The organism is Paenibacillus tianmuensis, assembly GCF_900100345.1.
In the GTDB taxonomy this organism is placed as follows: domain Bacteria; phylum Bacillota; class Bacilli; order Paenibacillales; family NBRC-103111; genus Paenibacillus_G; species Paenibacillus_G tianmuensis.
In genome coordinates this window covers 28,594-46,588 of record NZ_FMTT01000011.1, presented here as the reverse complement: position 1 = coordinate 46,588, position 17,995 = coordinate 28,594, and the positions used below count along the sequence as shown (strand labels likewise).

The window sequence follows — 17,995 nt, the reverse complement described above, 5'->3', positions numbered from 1 at the left end:
TCCCCGGACTACTCTCCGGTCACTTGGATATGAACTTCCTTCGGCCGGTACACGGACTTCAAGCGGCCTTCCCGGTCGACCGCGAAGAGCACCGAACGCTCTTTCTCCAGCACAAACGAATACCGGCGGCCCGTGGCCGGGTCCTTCACTTCCACATCGGTATCGAAGGCGAATTCGGACACAAAGACGAACAGTGCGCCGTCTTGGAAAGCGAGCTTCCGTCCGTACACGCCCGGGAATCCTCCGCCGCGAAGCCATTCCAGCTCCGCTTGGAAGCCCGCCACCGTCAACGCGTGCTGGTACAGCATCGCGAGCGGCTCGGCACGCTCGTTCAATTCGATCGGCAGCGGGCACCAGAGGAGCCGCCCCGAACCGAGCGGAACGTCGATCAGCTTGTCGGCTTTCGCCTCTGCGACTTCGTCCGTCCGGACTTCCTTCGCCACCTCGGCGATCCGGCGCTGTCCGAACGAAACGGGCAGCAAGCGGCCGTCGAGCTCCAGCATTTCTTCGCGCCGCACGTTGGCCGGACGGTAAGAACCGACCGCCTCCTTGAGACGCTCTGCCGGCTGCCAGTAGGCATCCAGCCCGAGAGGACCGGTGACGAGCAGCGTCGCTCCGGTAGCCTGTACGATGTCGATCAATTTCGCAAATGCTTCGCTATCGATATTATGTGCGCTCGGCAGGATGATCAGCTTCGCCGGCGCTTCTGCGAGTGAATCCAGATGGTATTCCCCGACTCCGCGGAAAGGAACTTTCAGCTCGTAGGACAGCATTCGCGTTAGACGGGTCGTCGCATCGAACGCCAATTTCCGGTTGGAAAAGTCGTTGGAATACGGGAAGACGACGGCGACCTCCTCCAGCTTGCGGCCTTGGAACAAATCCCGGCTCTCTTCCATAAAGCGGCCGAAGTCGTAGGAAACGTCCGCCTCCGGCTTCTCCGTTCCGTCCGCCCGCAGCGCCCCGATGTGCGACTCATTGGCGTTGTCCATATAGAAGTTGGTGTTCCAAATCCAATGAACCGCCCCCGCGCCGCCTGTCGAGAAAGCATAAGCGTATTTGCGCTCCAGGATGCCGCGCAGCTCCGTCTCCGATCGCTTCGCCCGTCCGTCCGGCGTCTCCACGTACATAATGCCGGTCTCCTGCACGAGATTCGGCTTATCCGACGTCTTCGCAAAGATGCCGTCCCAGACCAGATGATCGTTCAACCACCACGAGTGAACGGTCGTGTAATCCGACGCCTCTGCATAGAAGAACGGCGATGGCCGCTGCGCGCCCAAGGCTTCGTCCTGCCCGACGACGACCAGATGGTCCGGGCAGACGTCCTTGATCGTGTCGTAAAGCTGCTTCGCCCACCGGTTGTGCATCTCCATCGAGAACAGCGCGTAGTCGAGCCAGCGGGTGCCTTTTTTCCCTTGGTGCATATCCTGCACGTTGAAGTTGATCTCTTCCGGCTCCGGCGGTACGGCCGCTTCAAAGTCCGGAAGCTGCTCCGGCGACATGTTCCAGCGCTCCTGCAGCAGGCCGATCGATCCATGCCGCTGCTTCAGCCATTCGCGGTAAGCCGCCAGCTCGAACGGATCGCGGCACGACCGCGGGCCGTCGGAGAAAATCTGCGGCGGATCGAACATCGACGGCTCGTTGATCAGATCCCAGTCCACATGCTTCGTATTCCGATGCCGCGAGACGATCGAACGCACGAACCGTTTCTGCGCTTCCACGCTGCGCGGGTCGAGGTAAGGATTGAGACCCTCCCAAGGCTCCGGGGTAAACGAAAAGAACGTGAAGGTGATCTGCAAATCATTCTTTTTCGCCGTGAGCAGGAAGGCGTCGATCGAGCGCAGCACCTCTTCCGAAGCGTGCCCGTCAACCTGCATGATATTGCGGTACGCCGTCCAGATGCCGGTCCGAATCCAGTTGATCCCGGCCTTCCTCATCTGTGCCATGTCGCGGTCCCATACGGCCGCATTCGGCAGGAACAAAAACTTGCGCGCCACATCCGATGTCATGTACGTCATCCCGACAACCGGGAACGGACGTCCGTCCTTGACAAAATAATCCCGACCGCAGCTGATCGGAGCGCCTGCAGCAAGCAGGTTGGCGTCGAAGCCCCAGAAGCCTTGACGCAGGATGCGTGTCTCCCCGTCCGGCGCTTGCGCCTGACAGATGATATGGTAAAAGCCGCTCTGAATATCAAGCGGGACGGAAATGCGGTGAATATTCAGCTCCTCCGTGACATCCGCCTCAAAGCGGTGCTTCCAGGAGACTTGCCCTGCCTCGTGCTCCAGGGAAACCGAGAATTTCCAAGCCCCGTCGCCCGACCCGGTCCCGCGCCCGATCCGCTGCGTTTGCAGCGTAAGCATCGCCCGCTCGCCCGGCTCGTACGAAGCGTAATTCGGCTTGATCCACAGCTCGGTCACGCCTTTGGCGCAAAACGCGACCCACTCCTTCAGCGCTTCGGCCCCGCCCTCGTTCCAGAATGCCGCAGTCAGCGGCAAATGGACGAACAGCCAGCGGCTTCCGGTGAAGGGGCCCTTCGTTTGTTCCCAGAGCACGACCGGCGCGGCCACCTCGCGACCTTCGGCCGAGATGCCTTTCAGCAGCGGATAAATATGTGTGTCCATCGGTCCGGCAGAGCCCATCTGATGCGGCAAATCGCTGCTCTTCGTCACATGCGGCACCAGGTTCCACGTATCCGCTATCGTGAGCAGCGCTTCCTTGCCGGCCAGCAGCGGAATGTCGGCTGTGGCTGCCAGCTTCTCCACCGGAGCCGCATCGACCCGGAGCGCTTCATGAATATGAAGCTGCTGATGGTAGGCGGTTTGCTCGGCTTCCACATGCCAGCTTCCGTTCTCCGCCCGGACCGGGAACTTGAACGGCGCGCCTCCGACGCTAATGAGCCCGCCGCCCTGCCGGAGAAAGCCGAGAATCGCGGACCAAGCGGCTTTCGGAAAATACGGCGCATGCAGGTTGACGAAGCAGCCGCCCTCGGCGGAGCTCAGCGCCTCCGCCAAGCGGTCCGCCGGGACGACCTGCCCTACACCCCGCAGCAGTCCGGCATCGACCTGCATCCCTTCGCCGAGCGGAAAGCCCGGATCGTAGAACATGACGATCGGCTGTGTCATACAATCCCTTCCTTCATCGCTTCGTATACAAGCAGCGAGAACAAGCTGTTGGACCACGCAAACCACTTGCGTGTGAAGACGGTCGGGTCGTCCGCATGAAAGCCTTCATGCATGAAGCCGGTATCCGCGTCCGTCGCCTCCAGCATCGCGAGCATTTCCAGCTTCTCCTCTTTCGTTACCGCCGTCAGTCCTTGCATCGAAAGCGCCATGTGCCAAATATAATCCGGCGGCGTGTGCGGGCTGCCGATCCCTTTGGCGACTTTGCCCTCGTAATAGAACGGATTTTGTTTGCTCAAGGCAAACCGTCTCGTATTTTGATAAATCGGGTCGTCCGGCGTCGTATAGCCGATATACGGAATCGACATCAGTCCCGGCGTTCCGGCATCGTCCATCAGGCAGTAGTTGCCGAAGCCGTCCGTCTCGTAAGCGTAAATCGGGCCGAATTCCGGATGGCGGTAAATGCCGTACAGCTGAATGCCGTGATCGACATCAGCTTCCAGCTTCTTCAACTCGTCGACGAACGCCAGATCGCGGAACACCCATTCGGCCATCTCGCGCATCTGCCGCAGCGTCACGACCGCGAACATGTTCGACGGAATGCTGTAGTGGAAATCGCAGGCGTCGTCGCTCGGACGGAAGCCTGACCAGATCATTCCCGTATAGTTCACCGGCATGCCCAGCCCGTTGTTGCGCAGCGAATCCGTCGGCATGTCGTTATTGCGCGTGAAGCGGTACGGCGACAGCTCGAAGTGGCGCTGCTCCGTTTTCCACAGGTCGACCGTTTTGCGCATCGCGGACTTGAAGTTCGTGTCGAAAATGTCCGTCCGCTCGGTTTCCTTCCAGTACTTGTAAGCTAAGCGCATCGAGAAGCAGATCGAATCGAGCTCGAATTTGCGTTCCCACACCCACGGGGACATTTCGGTCTCGTCCGTCGTATTCCAGTGCCAGTCGTTCGCCGATTCGTTGAAGGCGTTGGCATACGGATCGATATGGATATATTGAATGTGCCGTTTAATCAGTCCGGCGATCAATTGCTGCAGATCCGGGTCGTTCTTCGCCAGCGGCACGTAATGAATCACTTGCTCGACGGAATCACGCAGCCACATCGCCGGAATATCGCCGGTAATCACGAACGTCGTTCCGTCTTCCATCCGTTTTGTCGTCGTCGCCAGCGTGTTCGGGAAGCAATTTTTAAACAATTGCAGCAGCTTGGGACGGTGAGCCAGCTTGACCTCCGCTTCCGCCAGCACGTCCTGCACCGCCCGCGGCAGCTCCATCGCAGGAATCGGAATTTTAGGTAATCTGAATTGTTCCATCTCGTCCGTCAACCTCCATTTTTTCTACTACTCACCGAATTTTTTTGAAAATCGGGGCTCGCGCGACGCAGTAGCACGCGGTGGGGTATCCACTGGAGGAGCGATAGCGTTCGCCTTGGTCCTCGGGAAATCTCCGCTATCCAGCGGCTTCCAATCCAAATTTCCCGAGGACCACAGCGACCGGAAGAGGATACCCTACCGCCACCGCCTCACGTCGCTGAATACCAGATTTTCAACAAACCACTATCCCTTCACCGCACCAACCGTCAACCCTTGAATGAAATACCGTTGGAAGAACGGGTATGCGAACACAATCGGCCCCGTCGCCAGAACGACCATCGCCATCCGCGACGTATCCTGCGGCAGCGATTGCAGCATGGCTACGCCCATCGACGGATTGCTCGTATTTTGCAAAATAAACTGCATGCTCGTCTCGATCCGCATCAGCATGGATTGCAGCGGCACCAAGCTCGGCTTGTCAATATAGAGCAGCGCGTTGAACCAGTCGTTCCAGTACCCGAGGGTGCTGAACAAGCCGATCGTCGCGAGCCCCGGAAGCGATAAGGGCAGAACCAGGCGGAAGAAAATCCCGAATTCGCCCGCACCGTCGATTTTTCCCGATTCGATAATGGCATCCGGTACGCTCGTAGAGAAGAACGTCCGCATAATCATGATGTAGAAGGCGTTCACGGCCAGCGGTAGAATGAGCCCCCAGATGGAGTCCTTCAGCCCAAGCAGCTGTGTGACGACAATATAGGTCGGGACAAGCCCGCCGTTGAACAGCATCGTAAAGAAAGCGAAAAACGAGAAGAAATTGCGGTATTTGAAGCTCTTGCGCGAGACCGCGTACGCGAACAGCGCAATCATAATCATGCTGAGCACCGTACCGATCACGGTAACGGCAATGGTGACACCGTAGGACTGCAGCAGCTGATCCCCGGCTTTAAACACATAGCGGTAAGCTTCCAGACTCCATTTCTCCGGAATGATCCGGTAACCGTTGCGCGCAAGCGTCCCTTCGTCCGTAAACGAAATGATCGTAACGAATACGAAAGGAAACACGCACGCAATAGCCAAAATGCCGGCAATCAGGTTGAAAATCACGTTCCAAGCCGGTGACAAATGATGAAAATCCCGGCTTCGTTTCATCGTTCGTGCAGACACGGTCATCCCCTCCTTTTTTCCATGTGGATTAATACAATGCGTTGTCTTTATTGAATCTGCGAACAATGGCATTGGAGGTAATGACGAGCACGAAACCGACGAACGACTGATACAGACCGGCCGCGCTGGTCATGCCGATTTCCCCGGTAAATTTCAAGCCGCGGTATACGTACGTATCGATGACGTTGGTAACCGAGAACAGCGTACCCGAATTGCGCGGTACTTGATAGAACAGCCCGAAATCCGCATAAAAAATACGTCCGATCGCAAGCAGCGTCAGAATGGTAATCAGAGGCGTCAGCATCGGCACCGTAATGTGGCGGATTTGCTGCCATTTGTTCGCTCCGTCGATCATGGCCGCCTCATACAGCGACTTGTCGATCCCCATGATGGCCGCCAAATAGACGACACTGTTGTAGCCGATCGTTTTCCACAAAAAGACGAGCGTCAAAATAAGCGGCCAATACGTCGGATCGTTATACCACTGCGTGGCGGTGAGCCCGAACGCTTTGGCGATTTGGTTGATCATGCCTTTGTCGAAGCTGAGGAAGCTGAATACGAAATACCCGACAATAACCCAAGACAAGAAATAAGGCAGGAACATCCCCGTCTGATACAGCTTGGCCAGCTTCTTGTTGGCGATCTCCGACAAGATGATCGCCAGCCCGACGGCCAACACCAGGCCGATTACGATGAATACGGTGTTATACAGCAGCGTATTCTTCGTAATGAGAAAAGCGTCCTTCGTGCTGAACAGAAATTCGAAATTTTTGAGCCCGACCCACTTGCTGTTTATAATGCTGGCCAGGAACCCGTCGCGGTGGTACCGGTATTCTTTAAAAGCGATAATCGTCCCAGCCATCGGCAGGTAAGAGAAGAAAAGAAACCAGATTGTGGCGGGAAGCACCATGATGAGCATGGCTTTGTTCCGGCTGATATCTTTAAGCACACCCTTCACATTCATCACCCCTCGCGTTCAAAGAGACGGGGCGAATGAATGCCATTCGCCCTGTGCCCCGTTCTTATCGTTCACCCGAGAAAGCTTCGGTCAAGAAGCTCTGTTGCTTTTAAGAAGCTTTATTATTTTTTGGTTGCTTTCCATGCGTCGATTTGACGCTGCGCTTCTTCCATGATTTTGTCAAGGCCGGCAGCTTTCAGCTTTTGGTTGGCCTGCGGAATAATTTGATCCGGATCGACCGTACCGGTCATCAGAGGCGCCCAGAATTCTTCTTTGACGTTCTGTACTGCTGCGATTTCGCTAGTCACTTTGGACGGGTCGAAGTTGAAGCCGAGCAGCGCGGCAGGTTTACCGGTGCTGTTGAATTTTTTGAAGCCTTCCCATTTGTCCTTCGGATCGGTCGGGTTCAGGTACGTGATCATCAGGTTACCCAGCGAGAACGTCGGCATATCGTAGTTTTTCGATGGTTCCGGCAGGTTCTCCATCACGTTTTCGCCAACTTTTTTGTAGTGCACGTTCTCGATCCCGGAGTCGACCATGTTGCGCAATACCGGATCGGTGTTCAGCAGGTTCAGGAACTCCATCGCTTTTTCCGGATTTTTGGAGTTCGCCGAGATCGCCTGCATCGAGCCCATAACGGACCAGTTGTAAATGTAAGCCGGGCTGGCCGGTGTGGATACGACCGGGTAACCGTAGCTGGCTGACCAAAGGTTGTCCGCGAACGGCTGCGTCGTTGCTTTGTCCGCGAACCATTTGCCGGTTTTTTGCACGTCCGTCGAGGAAACCATCGTTGCCGCTTCCGTAGGAATGTAGCCGGCTTTATAATATTTGTGCATCGTTTGGAGCGTTTGCTTCATCTCCGGCGTTTCCAGAACGTTGACGACCTTGTAGTCTTGGTTGTCTACTTTGACCGCCATCGGCATTTTCTCGATCACGTAGTCGTACGGTACGAATACGCCGTAGTTTTTGTCGACGGAGAATGGAATGACGCCCGGCTCTTTTTCTTTAATCGTTTTCAAGAGCGGCTCCAGGCTTTCCAGCGAGTTCACGTTCTTGATATCGAGGTTGTACTTGTCGAGCAGCTGCTTGTTGAAGCGCCATACCTCTTGCGCCGGCAGCTCTTTGTTGGCCGGAATGCCGTAGTTGTGGCCGTCGACTTTGGAACCGCTTAAGAAGGCGGGATCAAGCAGGTCCTTGATGCCTTTGCCTTGTTTCTCAAGCAGATCGTCGATCTTCATGAACGCGCCTTTTCTTGCGTTCTGAACGTAGTCGAACGCCCAGGAAGACGTGAACATGATGTCCATCGGCGTACCGGAAGCGGTCATGACCTGCAATTTTTGCGAGTAATCGCCAAAGTCGATCATGTTCATTTTGACGGTAACTCCGATTTTTTCTTTCGTATATTTGCTGACCTCTTCCATGACCCGGTCAACGTCCTTTTGAGGTGTGCCGATCGTATACCAAAGCAGCTCAACAGGTTTGCCCGCGGCGCCTCCTGCGTCCTGCGCGCTGTCCTTGCTGCCTCCGCATGCGGTCAAGACGACCGAAGCCGACAGCATGAGCGCGAGTCCGGCAAACAGGCTTCTTTTTTTCATTTTCATGTTCGCAGATACCTCCCTTTTTCTTTCAAGCAGCCGTTGAATCGTTTCAATGGCTACCTTTACATTAACTCAAGAAAGCATTTACAAATAGGCAAGAAACTAAAGGTATGCTGTACAAAATAAAGAAAGGGTCTGCCGGTGTTCACCCTTCACAGCAGCCCTTTGTAATCCGTCGGGGAAATCCCGACATATTTTTTGAATTGTTTGTAAAAATAACTGGTTTCCCAATACCCGACGGTTTTGGCGATTTCCTGAACTTTCAGATGCGTCTCCTTCAACATCGTCTTCGCCTTCTCGATGCGGTACTTGTTGATATATTCCGTAAAGTTCTCGCCCGTTTCCTTATGGAACAGGTGGCCGAGATACACCGGATGAATATTGAACTGCCCGCTGAGCGTCTTCAGCGACAGCTCTTCGGCGTAGCTGTCGTGAATCAGCTTCAGCACCTGCTGGATGACGGGGCTGCGGACGTCCTGGATTAACGAATCGACAGTTAAGCCGGCCACCGTCTTTACAGCGTCGGCCATCCGGTCCACCGTACCCGCATGCAGCAAGGTGCCGAAGGCTTCCTGATACAGTTCCGACGAATCCGTATGTTTGATCGCTTTCAGCTCCATCTTGAACCGGATCATCAGTTCGACGGAGATTTGCTGGAGCCGGGCTGGCGTCATTCCCTCCTGCGTCAGGAGCCATTCGTAATCCTGATCGATGCGGGCGAGCAAGCCATCTTTATCTTTGGCCAAAATAAGCTTGGAATATTCCGTCCATTCCAGAGGAAAATCGAGTCCGGCCGTCTCGCCGGAAACGGCGATTTCCTCGTAATCCAGAATATCGTTGTCGGGATAGAGCAGAAAGAACTCCTGCGCCTTCTTCGCATGGGCATAGCTTTGCGCCGCCTCGTAAGGCAGCCGCTCCACGCTGCCGAGCGATATGCGGCAAGACCGGGAAGCCGCGGCGAAATCGGCCTTCGTCCGGGCCAGCATCTCCAGCGCGGTGCGCTTGCCCTCCGTTGGCTCGTCCAGCGTAAAGACGACGACCAGTTCACCGTCCATATTGTGAAACGGAATGACCGACAAGCCCGGCAGCTTCTGTTCCGCTACATAGTCAGCTTCGCCCGCGTCCCCCTCAGGAAAACGAATGAGCGCCACTAGCACATAAGAACGGTTCAACTGCAATTGCAGCAGCTCGGCTCGTTCGTCGAATTCGTTCGGGGCAATCTGGCCGGTTAGCCACCGGTGCATAATGTGCTCCTTCAGAATGCGCATGTCCTGTTCGCCCAAGACGCGCTCGGCCTGCGCGGCGTTCAGCTTGTCCGTCGTCGTGGTCAGCGTGGAGCGAAGCTCCTGCACGTCGATCGGCTTGAGCAAATAGTTTTCGATCCCAAGCTGCATGCCTTCCTTCAAATAGTCGAACTCGTTGAAGCCGCTCAGGATGATGACCTTTAGACCCGGATTCCATTCACGGACGGCGCGGATAAGCTCCAGTCCCGTCATAACCGGCATCGAAATATCCGTAATCAGAATGTCGGCAGGCGTGCGCTTCAAGGCGTCCAGCGCCTTCTGCCCGTTCCCCGCGTGACCGACGATTTCGAGTCCCAACGCGGCCCAGTCGATAATATCGTACAGCCCTTCAATAATGAAAGGCTCGTCATCCGCCAAAAACACTCTATACATCGGATTCGCCTGCTCCTTCCTTTTCCGGGAACCACACGGTCACGGTCGTACCGACCCCGGGCTTGCTCTTCAGCTCCATCCCAGCCCTGCTTCCGTGCAGCAGCTTGAGCCGCTCGTAGACGACCCGCAGTCCGAACGAACCGCCAACCTCTTCGGGCGCTCCGAGCGCTTCCTTGATCTCCTTGAGCCGCTGCGGCTCGATCCCTCTGCCGTTGTCCTCCACTTGGACGCGAATCGTCCCGTTCTCCCAGGAGAACCGGATGACGGCGCGGTTATCGTCCCGGTCTGCCTCGATGCCGTGAACGATGTAGTTTTCGATGACCGGCTGGAGAAACATTTTGACGACGGGAATCCCATACAGCTCCCGATCACATTCGATGGCGTAAGTAAACCTGTCTTTATACCGAATACGGAACAGCTCCAAATACAGGCGGCAAGCCTCCAGCTCGTCCTTGAGCGTATAGACGGCCTTCTGCTGCACGACGTTGCGGAACAGCGCCGACAGGCTAAAGATCATCTCGCCTACGTCATGCGCGCCTTGGGAGATGGCCCGCATCCGGATCACTTCGAGCGTGTTATACAGAAAATGCGGATTGACCCTCGCCTGAAGCGCGACGAATTCCGTATGCTTTTGCCGAATTTCCGCTTTATACACCCGCTCGATATAGCGGTTCAGCTCGTCCAGCATATCGTTGAAGCTGCGGGAAATTTGGCCCAGCTCGTCTTCCTTCGGCTCGATGATGCGCGAGGTCAAGTCTCCGGTCTCGACCTTTTTCATAAACCGGATAATTTTGTTCGTCCGCTTGGCGAAATTGATTACGACGAGCGACGGAAACAGAATGGCGATCAGAATCCCCAGCACGCTGGCGATGAGGATCGTCCGTTTCCAGCCTTGGGACGCGTCCGCGATCTCTTGCTTCGGAATCGCGCCGACCACGACGTAGCCCGCCTGGTTTTGCGCCAGCGTCGCAATATACGATTCCTGCTCCAGCATGCCCGTCTCCTGTTGAATTTGATTCATGTAGGGATAAGGTTTGCCGTAATACGTCCCCGAGGAATCGAAAATGACCTGCCCGTCCGGGGTCAGCACGAGAATCGTCCCCTTGAGCGTCTCTTTGTAGCTGGCCAGCGACTTCCAAATGCCTTCGGAATCGAAATAAATCAAAAGCTGCCCGATATATTTCAGCGAGTTTTTGTCGTTCATGGCAGCCCGGACGGCAAACAGCCGGGGGTTCCATTGATCGATTTCTTTGCGGATCCACGGATTCGGCACGGAGACGTTCTTGTTGTCCAACGCCATCGCATCCGGAACATACGAGCGGACGGCATTAGTCAAATGAAGCTTCGCCGATTTTTTCCGGTTATACACATACAAGTACTGCTTCTCCGCGCTGTACAGCATCAGATTCCGAATATCCATATCGTCCTCAAGCCGGTTGGCAAAATAGGACAGGCCGTAAGGAGCGACATCTTCTTCATAATATCGGTTCAAACCATGCTCAATATAATCCCGAAAATCATGCTGCAGGAAATACGAGATGTCGGCAGCCAGCCTCGGTTCGCGATAGACACCCAGCACCATCGATTGCACCGACTCGTATTTTTCGCTCAAAAACGCGTTTACGCTCTCCATCGCCTTCTTCTGGTTGTCCATCTCCCGCTGTACGACAGATTGCGACATCACGTGAACCATCAGGTACGAGAGCGCGATGATGGTCAGAATGATGAAAAGGGCAAACGAAAGCAGCAGCTTCATAAATAAGTTGTTTTTGATATATCTCCGGTATACGCTTCCAATCATTTCGTCCCCCCCCTGCTGCCGTTCCTGCGCTTCGATCTCTAAATTATAGCATGCCAGAAAATGAATCGGGAAATGTTCCAAAATAGTTCAAAAGTTCGGATTTTCACAAACGAAATCCCGGGATTGCTGTGATCTAAGTCATATTTTCCGGGACAAGCTTTCCTCACAATAGAAATAGACCATGACAATCCTCACAACAATCCGTGACGGTTTGCCAAAACAACAGGTTCAGGAGAAAGGTGGAATAGGAATCCCATGGATGTAGTGATGCTCTCGCGCATACAGTTTTCCGCAACGACGATTTTTCACTTTATTTTCGTGCCCATCTCGATCGGATTAGCGCTGATGATTGCGATCATGGAGACGATGTACGTAGTCAAAGGCCAGGAAGAATATAAACGGATGGCCAAGTTCTGGGGCAAATTGTTTCTGATCAATTTCGCCGTCGGCGTGGTCACCGGGATTTTGCAGGAATTTCAGTTCGGTATGAACTGGTCGAGTTATTCGCGGTTTGTCGGGGACGTCTTCGGCGCTCCGCTGGCCATCGAGGCTTTGCTGGCGTTCTTCATGGAATCGACGTTCATCGGCTTATGGATCTTCGGATGGGAGCGGCTGTCGAAGAAGGTTCACCTGGCCTGTATCTGGCTGGTGTCCATCGGCACGATCTTGTCGGCGTTCTGGATTCTCGCGGCCAATTCCTTCATGCAGCGTCCGGTAGGCTTCACGCTCAATAACGGCAGAGCGGAAATGAACGACTTCCTCGCTCTGATCACGAACGGCCAGCTGTGGTGGGAATTCCCGCATACGGTGTTCGCCGCTTTTATGACCGGAGCCTTCTTGGTGGCCGGGATCAGCGCCTGGAAGCTGCTAAAGCGCCAAGACGTGCCATTCTTCAAACAATCGTTTCAACTCGCGATCGTGATCGGACTGATCTCGTCCGTCGCCGTCGCGCTGTTCGGCCACCAGCAGGCGCAGTATCTTGTCGCCACCCAGCCGATGAAAATGGCGGCCAGCGAAGGTCTCTGGGAAACGAGCAGCGATCCCGCGCCTTGGACGGTCACGGCGTTCATCGATCCGGTGAAACAGCAAAATACAATGGAAATCAAAGTGCCGTATCTGCTCAGCTATTTGTCGTACAGCAAATTTTCCGGCAGCGTGCCGGGGATGAAAGACCTTCAAGCGGAATACGAGCAAAAGTACGGTCCGGGCAACTACATTCCGCCGGTGCGCACGACGTTCTGGAGCTTCCGCATTATGGTAGCCGCCGGCTCGGTCATGATTTTGCTGGGCCTGTACGGATGCTATCTCGCGGCCCGCAACAAGCTGGAGCAAGCGGGCAAGTGGTTCCTGCACGCGATGGTGTGGGGCATCTCCATGCCGTTCATCGCCAACACCTCGGGCTGGATTATGACGGAGATCGGCCGTCAGCCATGGGCCGTATTCGGGCTTATGCGCACCGAGGACGGAGTATCCCCGAGCGTCAGCGCCGGGCAGGTGCTGTTCTCGCTGATCTCGTTCACCGGCGCCTATACGGTGCTCGCCATCGTCATGGCCTACTTATTCATCCGAGTGATCAAAAAAGGACCGAATGCCGTCGAGCATGCCGAAAACGCACATGCGGACGATCCATTCGACAGGGAGGGACAACATGCTTTCTCTAAATGAGCTTTGGTTTATTCTTGTGGCGGTTTTGTTCGTCGGCTTCTTCTTTCTGGAGGGCTTCGATTTCGGCGTGGGCATGTCAGCGTCGCTGCTGGGTAAAACCGACGGACAGCGCCGGGTACTTATTAATTCGATCGGTCCGTTCTGGGATGCGAACGAGGTCTGGCTGCTGACGGCGGGCGGCGCGATGTTCGCGGCTTTCCCCAACTGGTACGCCACGCTGTTCAGCGGCTTCAACACGCCGCTTGTCGTTCTTCTGCTAGCCTTGATCGGCCGGGGCGTCGCCTTCGAGTTTCGCGGTAAGGTCGACAGCCGGCGCTGGAAGCAGACCTGGGACGGCGTTATCTTCATGGGCAGTCTGCTGCCTCCGTTCCTGTTCGGGGTCGTCTTCGCCTGCCTGCTGAAAGGCTTGCCGATCGACGGGCAGATGGAAATGCGCGCCGGATTGTTCGACATCGTGAACGTCTACAGCGTCATCGGCGGAGTGACGGTCACGGTGCTGTGCCTCGTGCACGGCCTGATGTTTACGACGCTGCGGACGACGGGAGACTTGCAAGAGCGGGCGCGGGCGCTGGGCGGCCGGCTGCTGATCCCGCTCGCGGGGCTGCTGGCGGTATTCGGAGCGATGACTTACGCAATGACGGACGTATTCCAGGTTCGCGGCGGCATTTTGACGGTCATGGCCGTTGCCGGAGTAGCCGCCTTCATCCTCGCCGGAGCCTTTAACGCCAAGAAGAAGGACGGCTGGGCGTTCGGCATGACGGGAGCCGTGATCGCTCTGGCGATCGTATCCGTGTTCATCGGACTGTTTCCGAGGGTGATGATCAGCTCCATCGACAGCGCGTTCAACCTGACGATCCACAATGCCGCTTCCGGTCCTTATTCGCTTAAAGTGATGACCTATGCGGCTTTAAGCCTGCTTCCTTTCGTGCTCGGCTATCAAATCTGGAGCTACTTCGTCTTCCACAAACGCGTGCACGAAAAGCAGCACTTGGAGTACTAACATGGGAAAGGCGCTGCTCGGTTATCAAGGCATCAAACCGGTTCTCGTCATCATAACCTTGCTGACCTTGGTGCAGAGCGCCGCCATCTTAGGTCAGGCGGCATGGCTGGCGGAGGCCGTCTCCGCCCTGTTTGCCGGTAAGCCGCTGCAGGAGCTGACAGGGACCGCGCTGCGGTTTCTGCTCGCATTTCTGCTCCGTCAGGCGGCGGGACTCGTTCAACAAAAGATCGCCTATCGCTATGCCGAGAAGACGGGCGCGAGCTTGCGCAAGCAACTGATGGAGAAGCTGTTCGAGTTCGGGCCAAGGTTCGCCAAAACGGAGGGCACGGGCAATCTGGTTACGCTGGTGCTGGACGGCATCTCACGGTTCCGTACTTTTCTGGAGCTGACGATTCCCCGTATGCCTTCCGCAGGGGTTATCCCTGCGGTTGTGCTGGTGTACGTGTTCTGGCTCGATATCGTGTCGGGCGTCATTCTACTCGTAACGATGCCGATTCTCATCGCGTTCATGATCTTGATCGGACTCGCCGCGCGCAAGCAAATGCAGCAGCAGTGGCAGTCCTACCGCGTCTTGTCGAATCATTTTGTCGATTCGCTTCGCGGGCTGGAGACGCTGAAGGTGCTCGGCCGCAGCCGCTCGCACAGCGAGACGATCGGGCGGGTGAGCGACAAATACCGCTCGGCGACGATGCGTACCCTGCGCGTGGCGTTCTTGTCGTCGTTTGCGCTCGATTTCTTCACCATGCTGTCCGTCGCCTCGGTGGCTGTCAGCTTGGGGCTGCGGCTGGTGAGCGGCGACCTCATGTTGGTGACGGGGCTTACCGTACTCATTTTGGCGCCAGAGTATTTCCTCCCCATCCGCTTGGCGGGGGCCGATTACCATGCCACCTTGAACGGCAAAGAAGCCGGCGAGGCGATCCGGGCCATTCTGGATCGGCCATCCGGGACAAAAGCCGCGCCCGCACTTCCGGCCTCGTTCGTCTGGGGCAGCGACAGCGAGCTGACGCTTTCCCGGATTCAGGTGCGGCATGAGCCGGAAGGACCGCCATCGCTGCAGAACGTGTCCGTGCGAATCCAGGGCTTGCGCAAAATCGGCATCGTCGGCGAGAGCGGCGCAGGGAAGTCAACGCTGATCGACGTGCTGGGCGGGTTTCTGCATCCGACGTCCGGGAATATCGAGCTTGACGGGTTCAAGGCTAGCTCCATGCATGCGGAGGCCTGGCTTAGCCAAACGACGTATATTCCGCAGCATCCGTATTTGTTCCACGGCTCCTTGGCGGACAATGTCCGCTTCTACGCTCCGGAAGCGCCGCAGGAAGAAGTCGACCGCGCGATCGCCGCGGCCGGACTTGCCGGACTCGTCGCCGACCTGCCGGGCGGCAGCGGGGAAATCGTGGGCAATGGCGGGCGGCCGCTGAGCGGCGGTCAAGAGCAGCGCGTCGCCCTGGCTCGCGCTTTTCTAAGCCGTCGACCGGTCATGCTGCTCGATGAGCCGACCGCTCATCTGGACATCGAGACGGAGTACGAACTGAAAGAGACGATGCTTTCCTTGTTCGAGAATAAGCTGGTGTTTCTGGCGACGCACCGCTTGCATTGGATGCCGGATATGGACTGGATCATCGTTCTGGATCAAGGGCGTGTCGCGGAAACCGGCACGCACGAGGAGTTGCTGGCAAACAAAGGAATCTACTACGAATTGATCACATCACAGCGGGAGGGGATATCATGAAGCGGGAAGCTTGGCTGCGCCCGGAGTCGCGGGCATTTTACTGGCGGTTCGCGGCGATTGTGGTATTAGGGGCGTTAACGGCCGGGTGTGCCGCTTCCCTGATGTTCACTTCCGGTTATCTTATCTCCAAATCGGCGCTGCGGCCGGAAAACATCTTGATGGTCTATGTCCCGATCGTCTTGGTCCGAACCTTCGGAACGAGCCGGGCGGTCGTGCACTATGTCGAACGTCTCGTCGGACACGATACGATCCTGCGCATGATCTCGCACCTGCGCGTCCGGCTGTACCGGCTCCTCGAACCGCAGGCGCTGTTCATCCGCTCCCGCTTCCGCACGGGCGACATGCTCGGCGTGCTGGCCGATGATATCGAGCATCTGCAGAACGTTTATCTGCGCATCGTGTTTCCAGGCATGGCTGCTTTCATCGTGTTCGTGTTGTCGGTTGTGGCGCTGGGCTGCTTTGACGGAAGGTTCGCGCTGCTGACGGCCGTTTATTTGTTGATTCTCGGTCTCGTGCTGCCCGCCGTTTCCTTAGCGGTCACGCGGAAGAACCATACGCTGATCAAGCGCCAGCGCAGTGGCCTGTACCAGAAGCTGACCGATGCGGTGCTCGGAATGAACGACTGGGTCGTCAGCGGGAGAGCGTCGAGCTTTATTGAAAGCTACGAAACGGACGAAGCAGAGATGGCTAGACTGGAACGGCGAACGAGCAATTGGACCCGACGCAGAAACGCGATCGCCCAAGGGGTGGTCGGCCTCATGGTTGTCTCTATGATTTATTGGGCGGGCCAGCAAGCGGCCGACCAGCGAATCGCCGTGACCTTGATCGCCGCCTTCGTGCTCGTCGTGTTCCCGGTGGCGGATGTGTTTCTGCCCCTTTCGGAGGCTGCAGAGAAGCTGCCGCAGTACCGGGAATCGCTGAGCCGACTGACGGCCATTGGCGGGCAGGCCGACTCGCGCGTGGCAGCCCAAGGCGATGGCGACGGAGCTGCCCGTCGGGAGCTGTCCAACGGCAGCACCCCTGCCCCGGTGCGGGACGAGCGTGTGGCTGCGGCGGTCTGGACGACGGCGCATATTCAAGTCGATAATGCGTGCTATCAGTACGAGCCCGGAAGCCGCTGGGAGGTTGATCGCGTATCGCTGGATCTTCCACAGGGGAAGAAGATCGCGGTCATCGGCCGCAGCGGCGCAGGCAAATCGACGTTGCTGAAGCTCATTCAGGGGGCGCTCGTCCCCACGCAAGGCCACGTGGCCATGAACGGCATGGCAGCACATTCGCTTGGCGACGGCATCTCTGGAGTCATCTCGGTCTTGAACCAGAGCCCGCACCTGTTCGATACTTCGGTGGCGAACAATATCCGGCTCGGGAAGCCCGAAGCCTCGGACGAGGCCATCCGCCAGGCCACCAAGCTCGTCAAGCTGGACGCCCTGATCGAATCGCTGCCCGCAGGCTATCGGACGCCCATGCACGAAACGGGACAGCGCTTTTCGGGCGGCGAGCGTCAGCGGATTGCACTTGCGCGCATCCTGCTGCAGGACACCCCAGTCGTGCTGCTGGACGAGCCGACGGTCGGACTCGATCCCCGGACCGAACAGGAGCTGCTGGCCACGATGTTCGATACGCTGCGGGACAAATCCTTGATATGGGTTACGCACCATCTGGTCGGGGCCGAGCAGATGGACGAAATTATATTTATGGAAAACGGGCGCGTCGAGATGAGAGGCACGCACGCCGAATTAATGGAGCGCTATCCGCGCTATCGGAATTTGTACCGTCTGGACCGGCCAAACGAACCGGTTCTATAATTTCAGCTGGCCTTAAAGGGCGGTGAGTACCGCTGCTGACAGCCATTGTCAGCAGCTTTTTTGCATGCTGTCAACTTTCGGTTATACCGCTGTTCGTTCTTCCCAAAACAACCGCTAAAAGATGAGTGCAAAGGAAACAAGGACCACCTAAAAAAGGTCGT

General features: G+C 56.6%; 11 protein-coding genes. 4 read left to right on the top strand and 7 right to left on the bottom strand.

Annotation, left to right across the window (positions count from 1 at the left end):
• Positions 1-8: 8 nt before the first annotated feature.
• The 7 genes from BLO51_RS09570 to BLO51_RS09540 all read right to left on the bottom strand — a co-directional run bounded on the left by BLO51_RS09570 (position 9) and on the right by BLO51_RS09540 (position 11,635).
• Positions 9-3,122 (bottom strand): alpha-amylase family protein, encoded by a 3,114-nt coding sequence (locus BLO51_RS09570; protein ID WP_090670316.1) that lies wholly within the window; start codon positions 3,120-3,122, stop codon positions 9-11.
• Entirely contained in the window at positions 3,119-4,438 is a 1,320-nt protein-coding gene (locus tag BLO51_RS09565) for a glycoside hydrolase family 125 protein (protein ID WP_090670314.1), read from the bottom strand. Before BLO51_RS09565 ends, BLO51_RS09570 begins: the two co-directional genes overlap by 4 nt.
• A gap of 243 nt (positions 4,439-4,681) precedes the next feature.
• On the bottom strand, positions 4,682-5,608 hold the full coding sequence (locus BLO51_RS09560) for a carbohydrate ABC transporter permease (RefSeq protein WP_174551220.1): 927 nt from the start codon (positions 5,606-5,608) through the stop codon (positions 4,682-4,684).
• A 22-nt stretch (positions 5,609-5,630) separates the two neighbouring features.
• Complete coding sequence (locus BLO51_RS09555; protein WP_090670310.1) at positions 5,631-6,566, bottom strand: ABC transporter permease; 936 nt, start codon at positions 6,564-6,566, stop codon at positions 5,631-5,633.
• A 116-nt stretch (positions 6,567-6,682) separates the two neighbouring features.
• A complete protein-coding gene (locus BLO51_RS09550; protein ID WP_090670308.1) occupies positions 6,683-8,161 on the bottom strand; it encodes an ABC transporter substrate-binding protein in 1,479 nt (492 codons plus the stop codon).
• Between the two features lie 149 nt (positions 8,162-8,310).
• Positions 8,311-9,834: a response regulator transcription factor gene (locus tag BLO51_RS09545; RefSeq protein ID WP_090670306.1), complete on the bottom strand. Its 1,524-nt coding sequence runs from the start codon at positions 9,832-9,834 to the stop codon at positions 8,311-8,313.
• Entirely contained in the window at positions 9,827-11,635 is a 1,809-nt protein-coding gene (locus tag BLO51_RS09540) for a sensor histidine kinase (protein WP_090670304.1), read from the bottom strand. Before BLO51_RS09540 ends, BLO51_RS09545 begins: the two co-directional genes overlap by 8 nt.
• A gap of 255 nt (positions 11,636-11,890) precedes the next feature.
• Between BLO51_RS09540 and BLO51_RS09535 the strand changes: the two genes are divergently transcribed.
• Genes BLO51_RS09535 through cydC form a run of 4 tightly spaced genes read left to right on the top strand, consistent with a single transcriptional unit; the run spans position 11,891 to position 17,834 of the window.
• Positions 11,891-13,300: a cytochrome ubiquinol oxidase subunit I gene (locus BLO51_RS09535; RefSeq protein ID WP_090670302.1), complete on the top strand. Its 1,410-nt coding sequence runs from the start codon at positions 11,891-11,893 to the stop codon at positions 13,298-13,300.
• Positions 13,284-14,300, top strand: coding sequence for a cytochrome d ubiquinol oxidase subunit II (gene cydB / locus BLO51_RS09530; protein ID WP_090670300.1), 1,017 nt, complete (start codon positions 13,284-13,286; stop codon positions 14,298-14,300). Before BLO51_RS09535 ends, cydB begins: the two co-directional genes overlap by 17 nt.
• A 1-nt stretch (position 14,301) precedes the next feature.
• Positions 14,302-16,029 (top strand): thiol reductant ABC exporter subunit CydD, encoded by a 1,728-nt coding sequence (gene cydD, locus BLO51_RS09525; RefSeq protein ID WP_090670298.1) that lies wholly within the window; start codon positions 14,302-14,304, stop codon positions 16,027-16,029.
• Entirely contained in the window at positions 16,026-17,834 is a 1,809-nt protein-coding gene (cydC, locus tag BLO51_RS09520) for a thiol reductant ABC exporter subunit CydC (protein ID WP_090670296.1), read from the top strand. Before cydD ends, cydC begins: the two co-directional genes overlap by 4 nt.
• Positions 17,835-17,995 lie beyond the last annotated feature (161 nt).

Excerpts from the sequence above, each read along its gene's own strand:
- cydB (WP_090670300.1), top strand. The coding sequence starts at position 13,284 with ATGCTTTCTCTAAATGAGCTTTGGTTTATTCTTGTGGCGGTTTTGTTC.
- BLO51_RS09555 (WP_090670310.1), bottom strand. The coding sequence starts at position 6,566 with ATGAATGTGAAGGGTGTGCTTAAAGATATCAGCCGGAACAAAGCCATG.
- cydC (WP_090670296.1), top strand. The coding sequence starts at position 16,026 with ATGAAGCGGGAAGCTTGGCTGCGCCCGGAGTCGCGGGCATTTTACTGG.
- BLO51_RS09550 (WP_090670308.1), bottom strand. The coding sequence starts at position 8,161 with ATGAAAATGAAAAAAAGAAGCCTGTTTGCCGGACTCGCGCTCATGCTG.
- BLO51_RS09535 (WP_090670302.1), top strand. The coding sequence starts at position 11,891 with ATGGATGTAGTGATGCTCTCGCGCATACAGTTTTCCGCAACGACGATT.
- cydD (WP_090670298.1), top strand. The coding sequence starts at position 14,302 with ATGGGAAAGGCGCTGCTCGGTTATCAAGGCATCAAACCGGTTCTCGTC.
- BLO51_RS09570 (WP_090670316.1), bottom strand. The coding sequence starts at position 3,122 with ATGACACAGCCGATCGTCATGTTCTACGATCCGGGCTTTCCGCTCGGC.
- BLO51_RS09540 (WP_090670304.1), bottom strand. The coding sequence starts at position 11,635 with ATGATTGGAAGCGTATACCGGAGATATATCAAAAACAACTTATTTATG.
- BLO51_RS09565 (WP_090670314.1), bottom strand. The coding sequence starts at position 4,438 with ATGGAACAATTCAGATTACCTAAAATTCCGATTCCTGCGATGGAGCTG.
- BLO51_RS09545 (WP_090670306.1), bottom strand. The coding sequence starts at position 9,834 with ATGTATAGAGTGTTTTTGGCGGATGACGAGCCTTTCATTATTGAAGGG.
- BLO51_RS09560 (WP_174551220.1), bottom strand. The coding sequence starts at position 5,608 with ATGACCGTGTCTGCACGAACGATGAAACGAAGCCGGGATTTTCATCAT.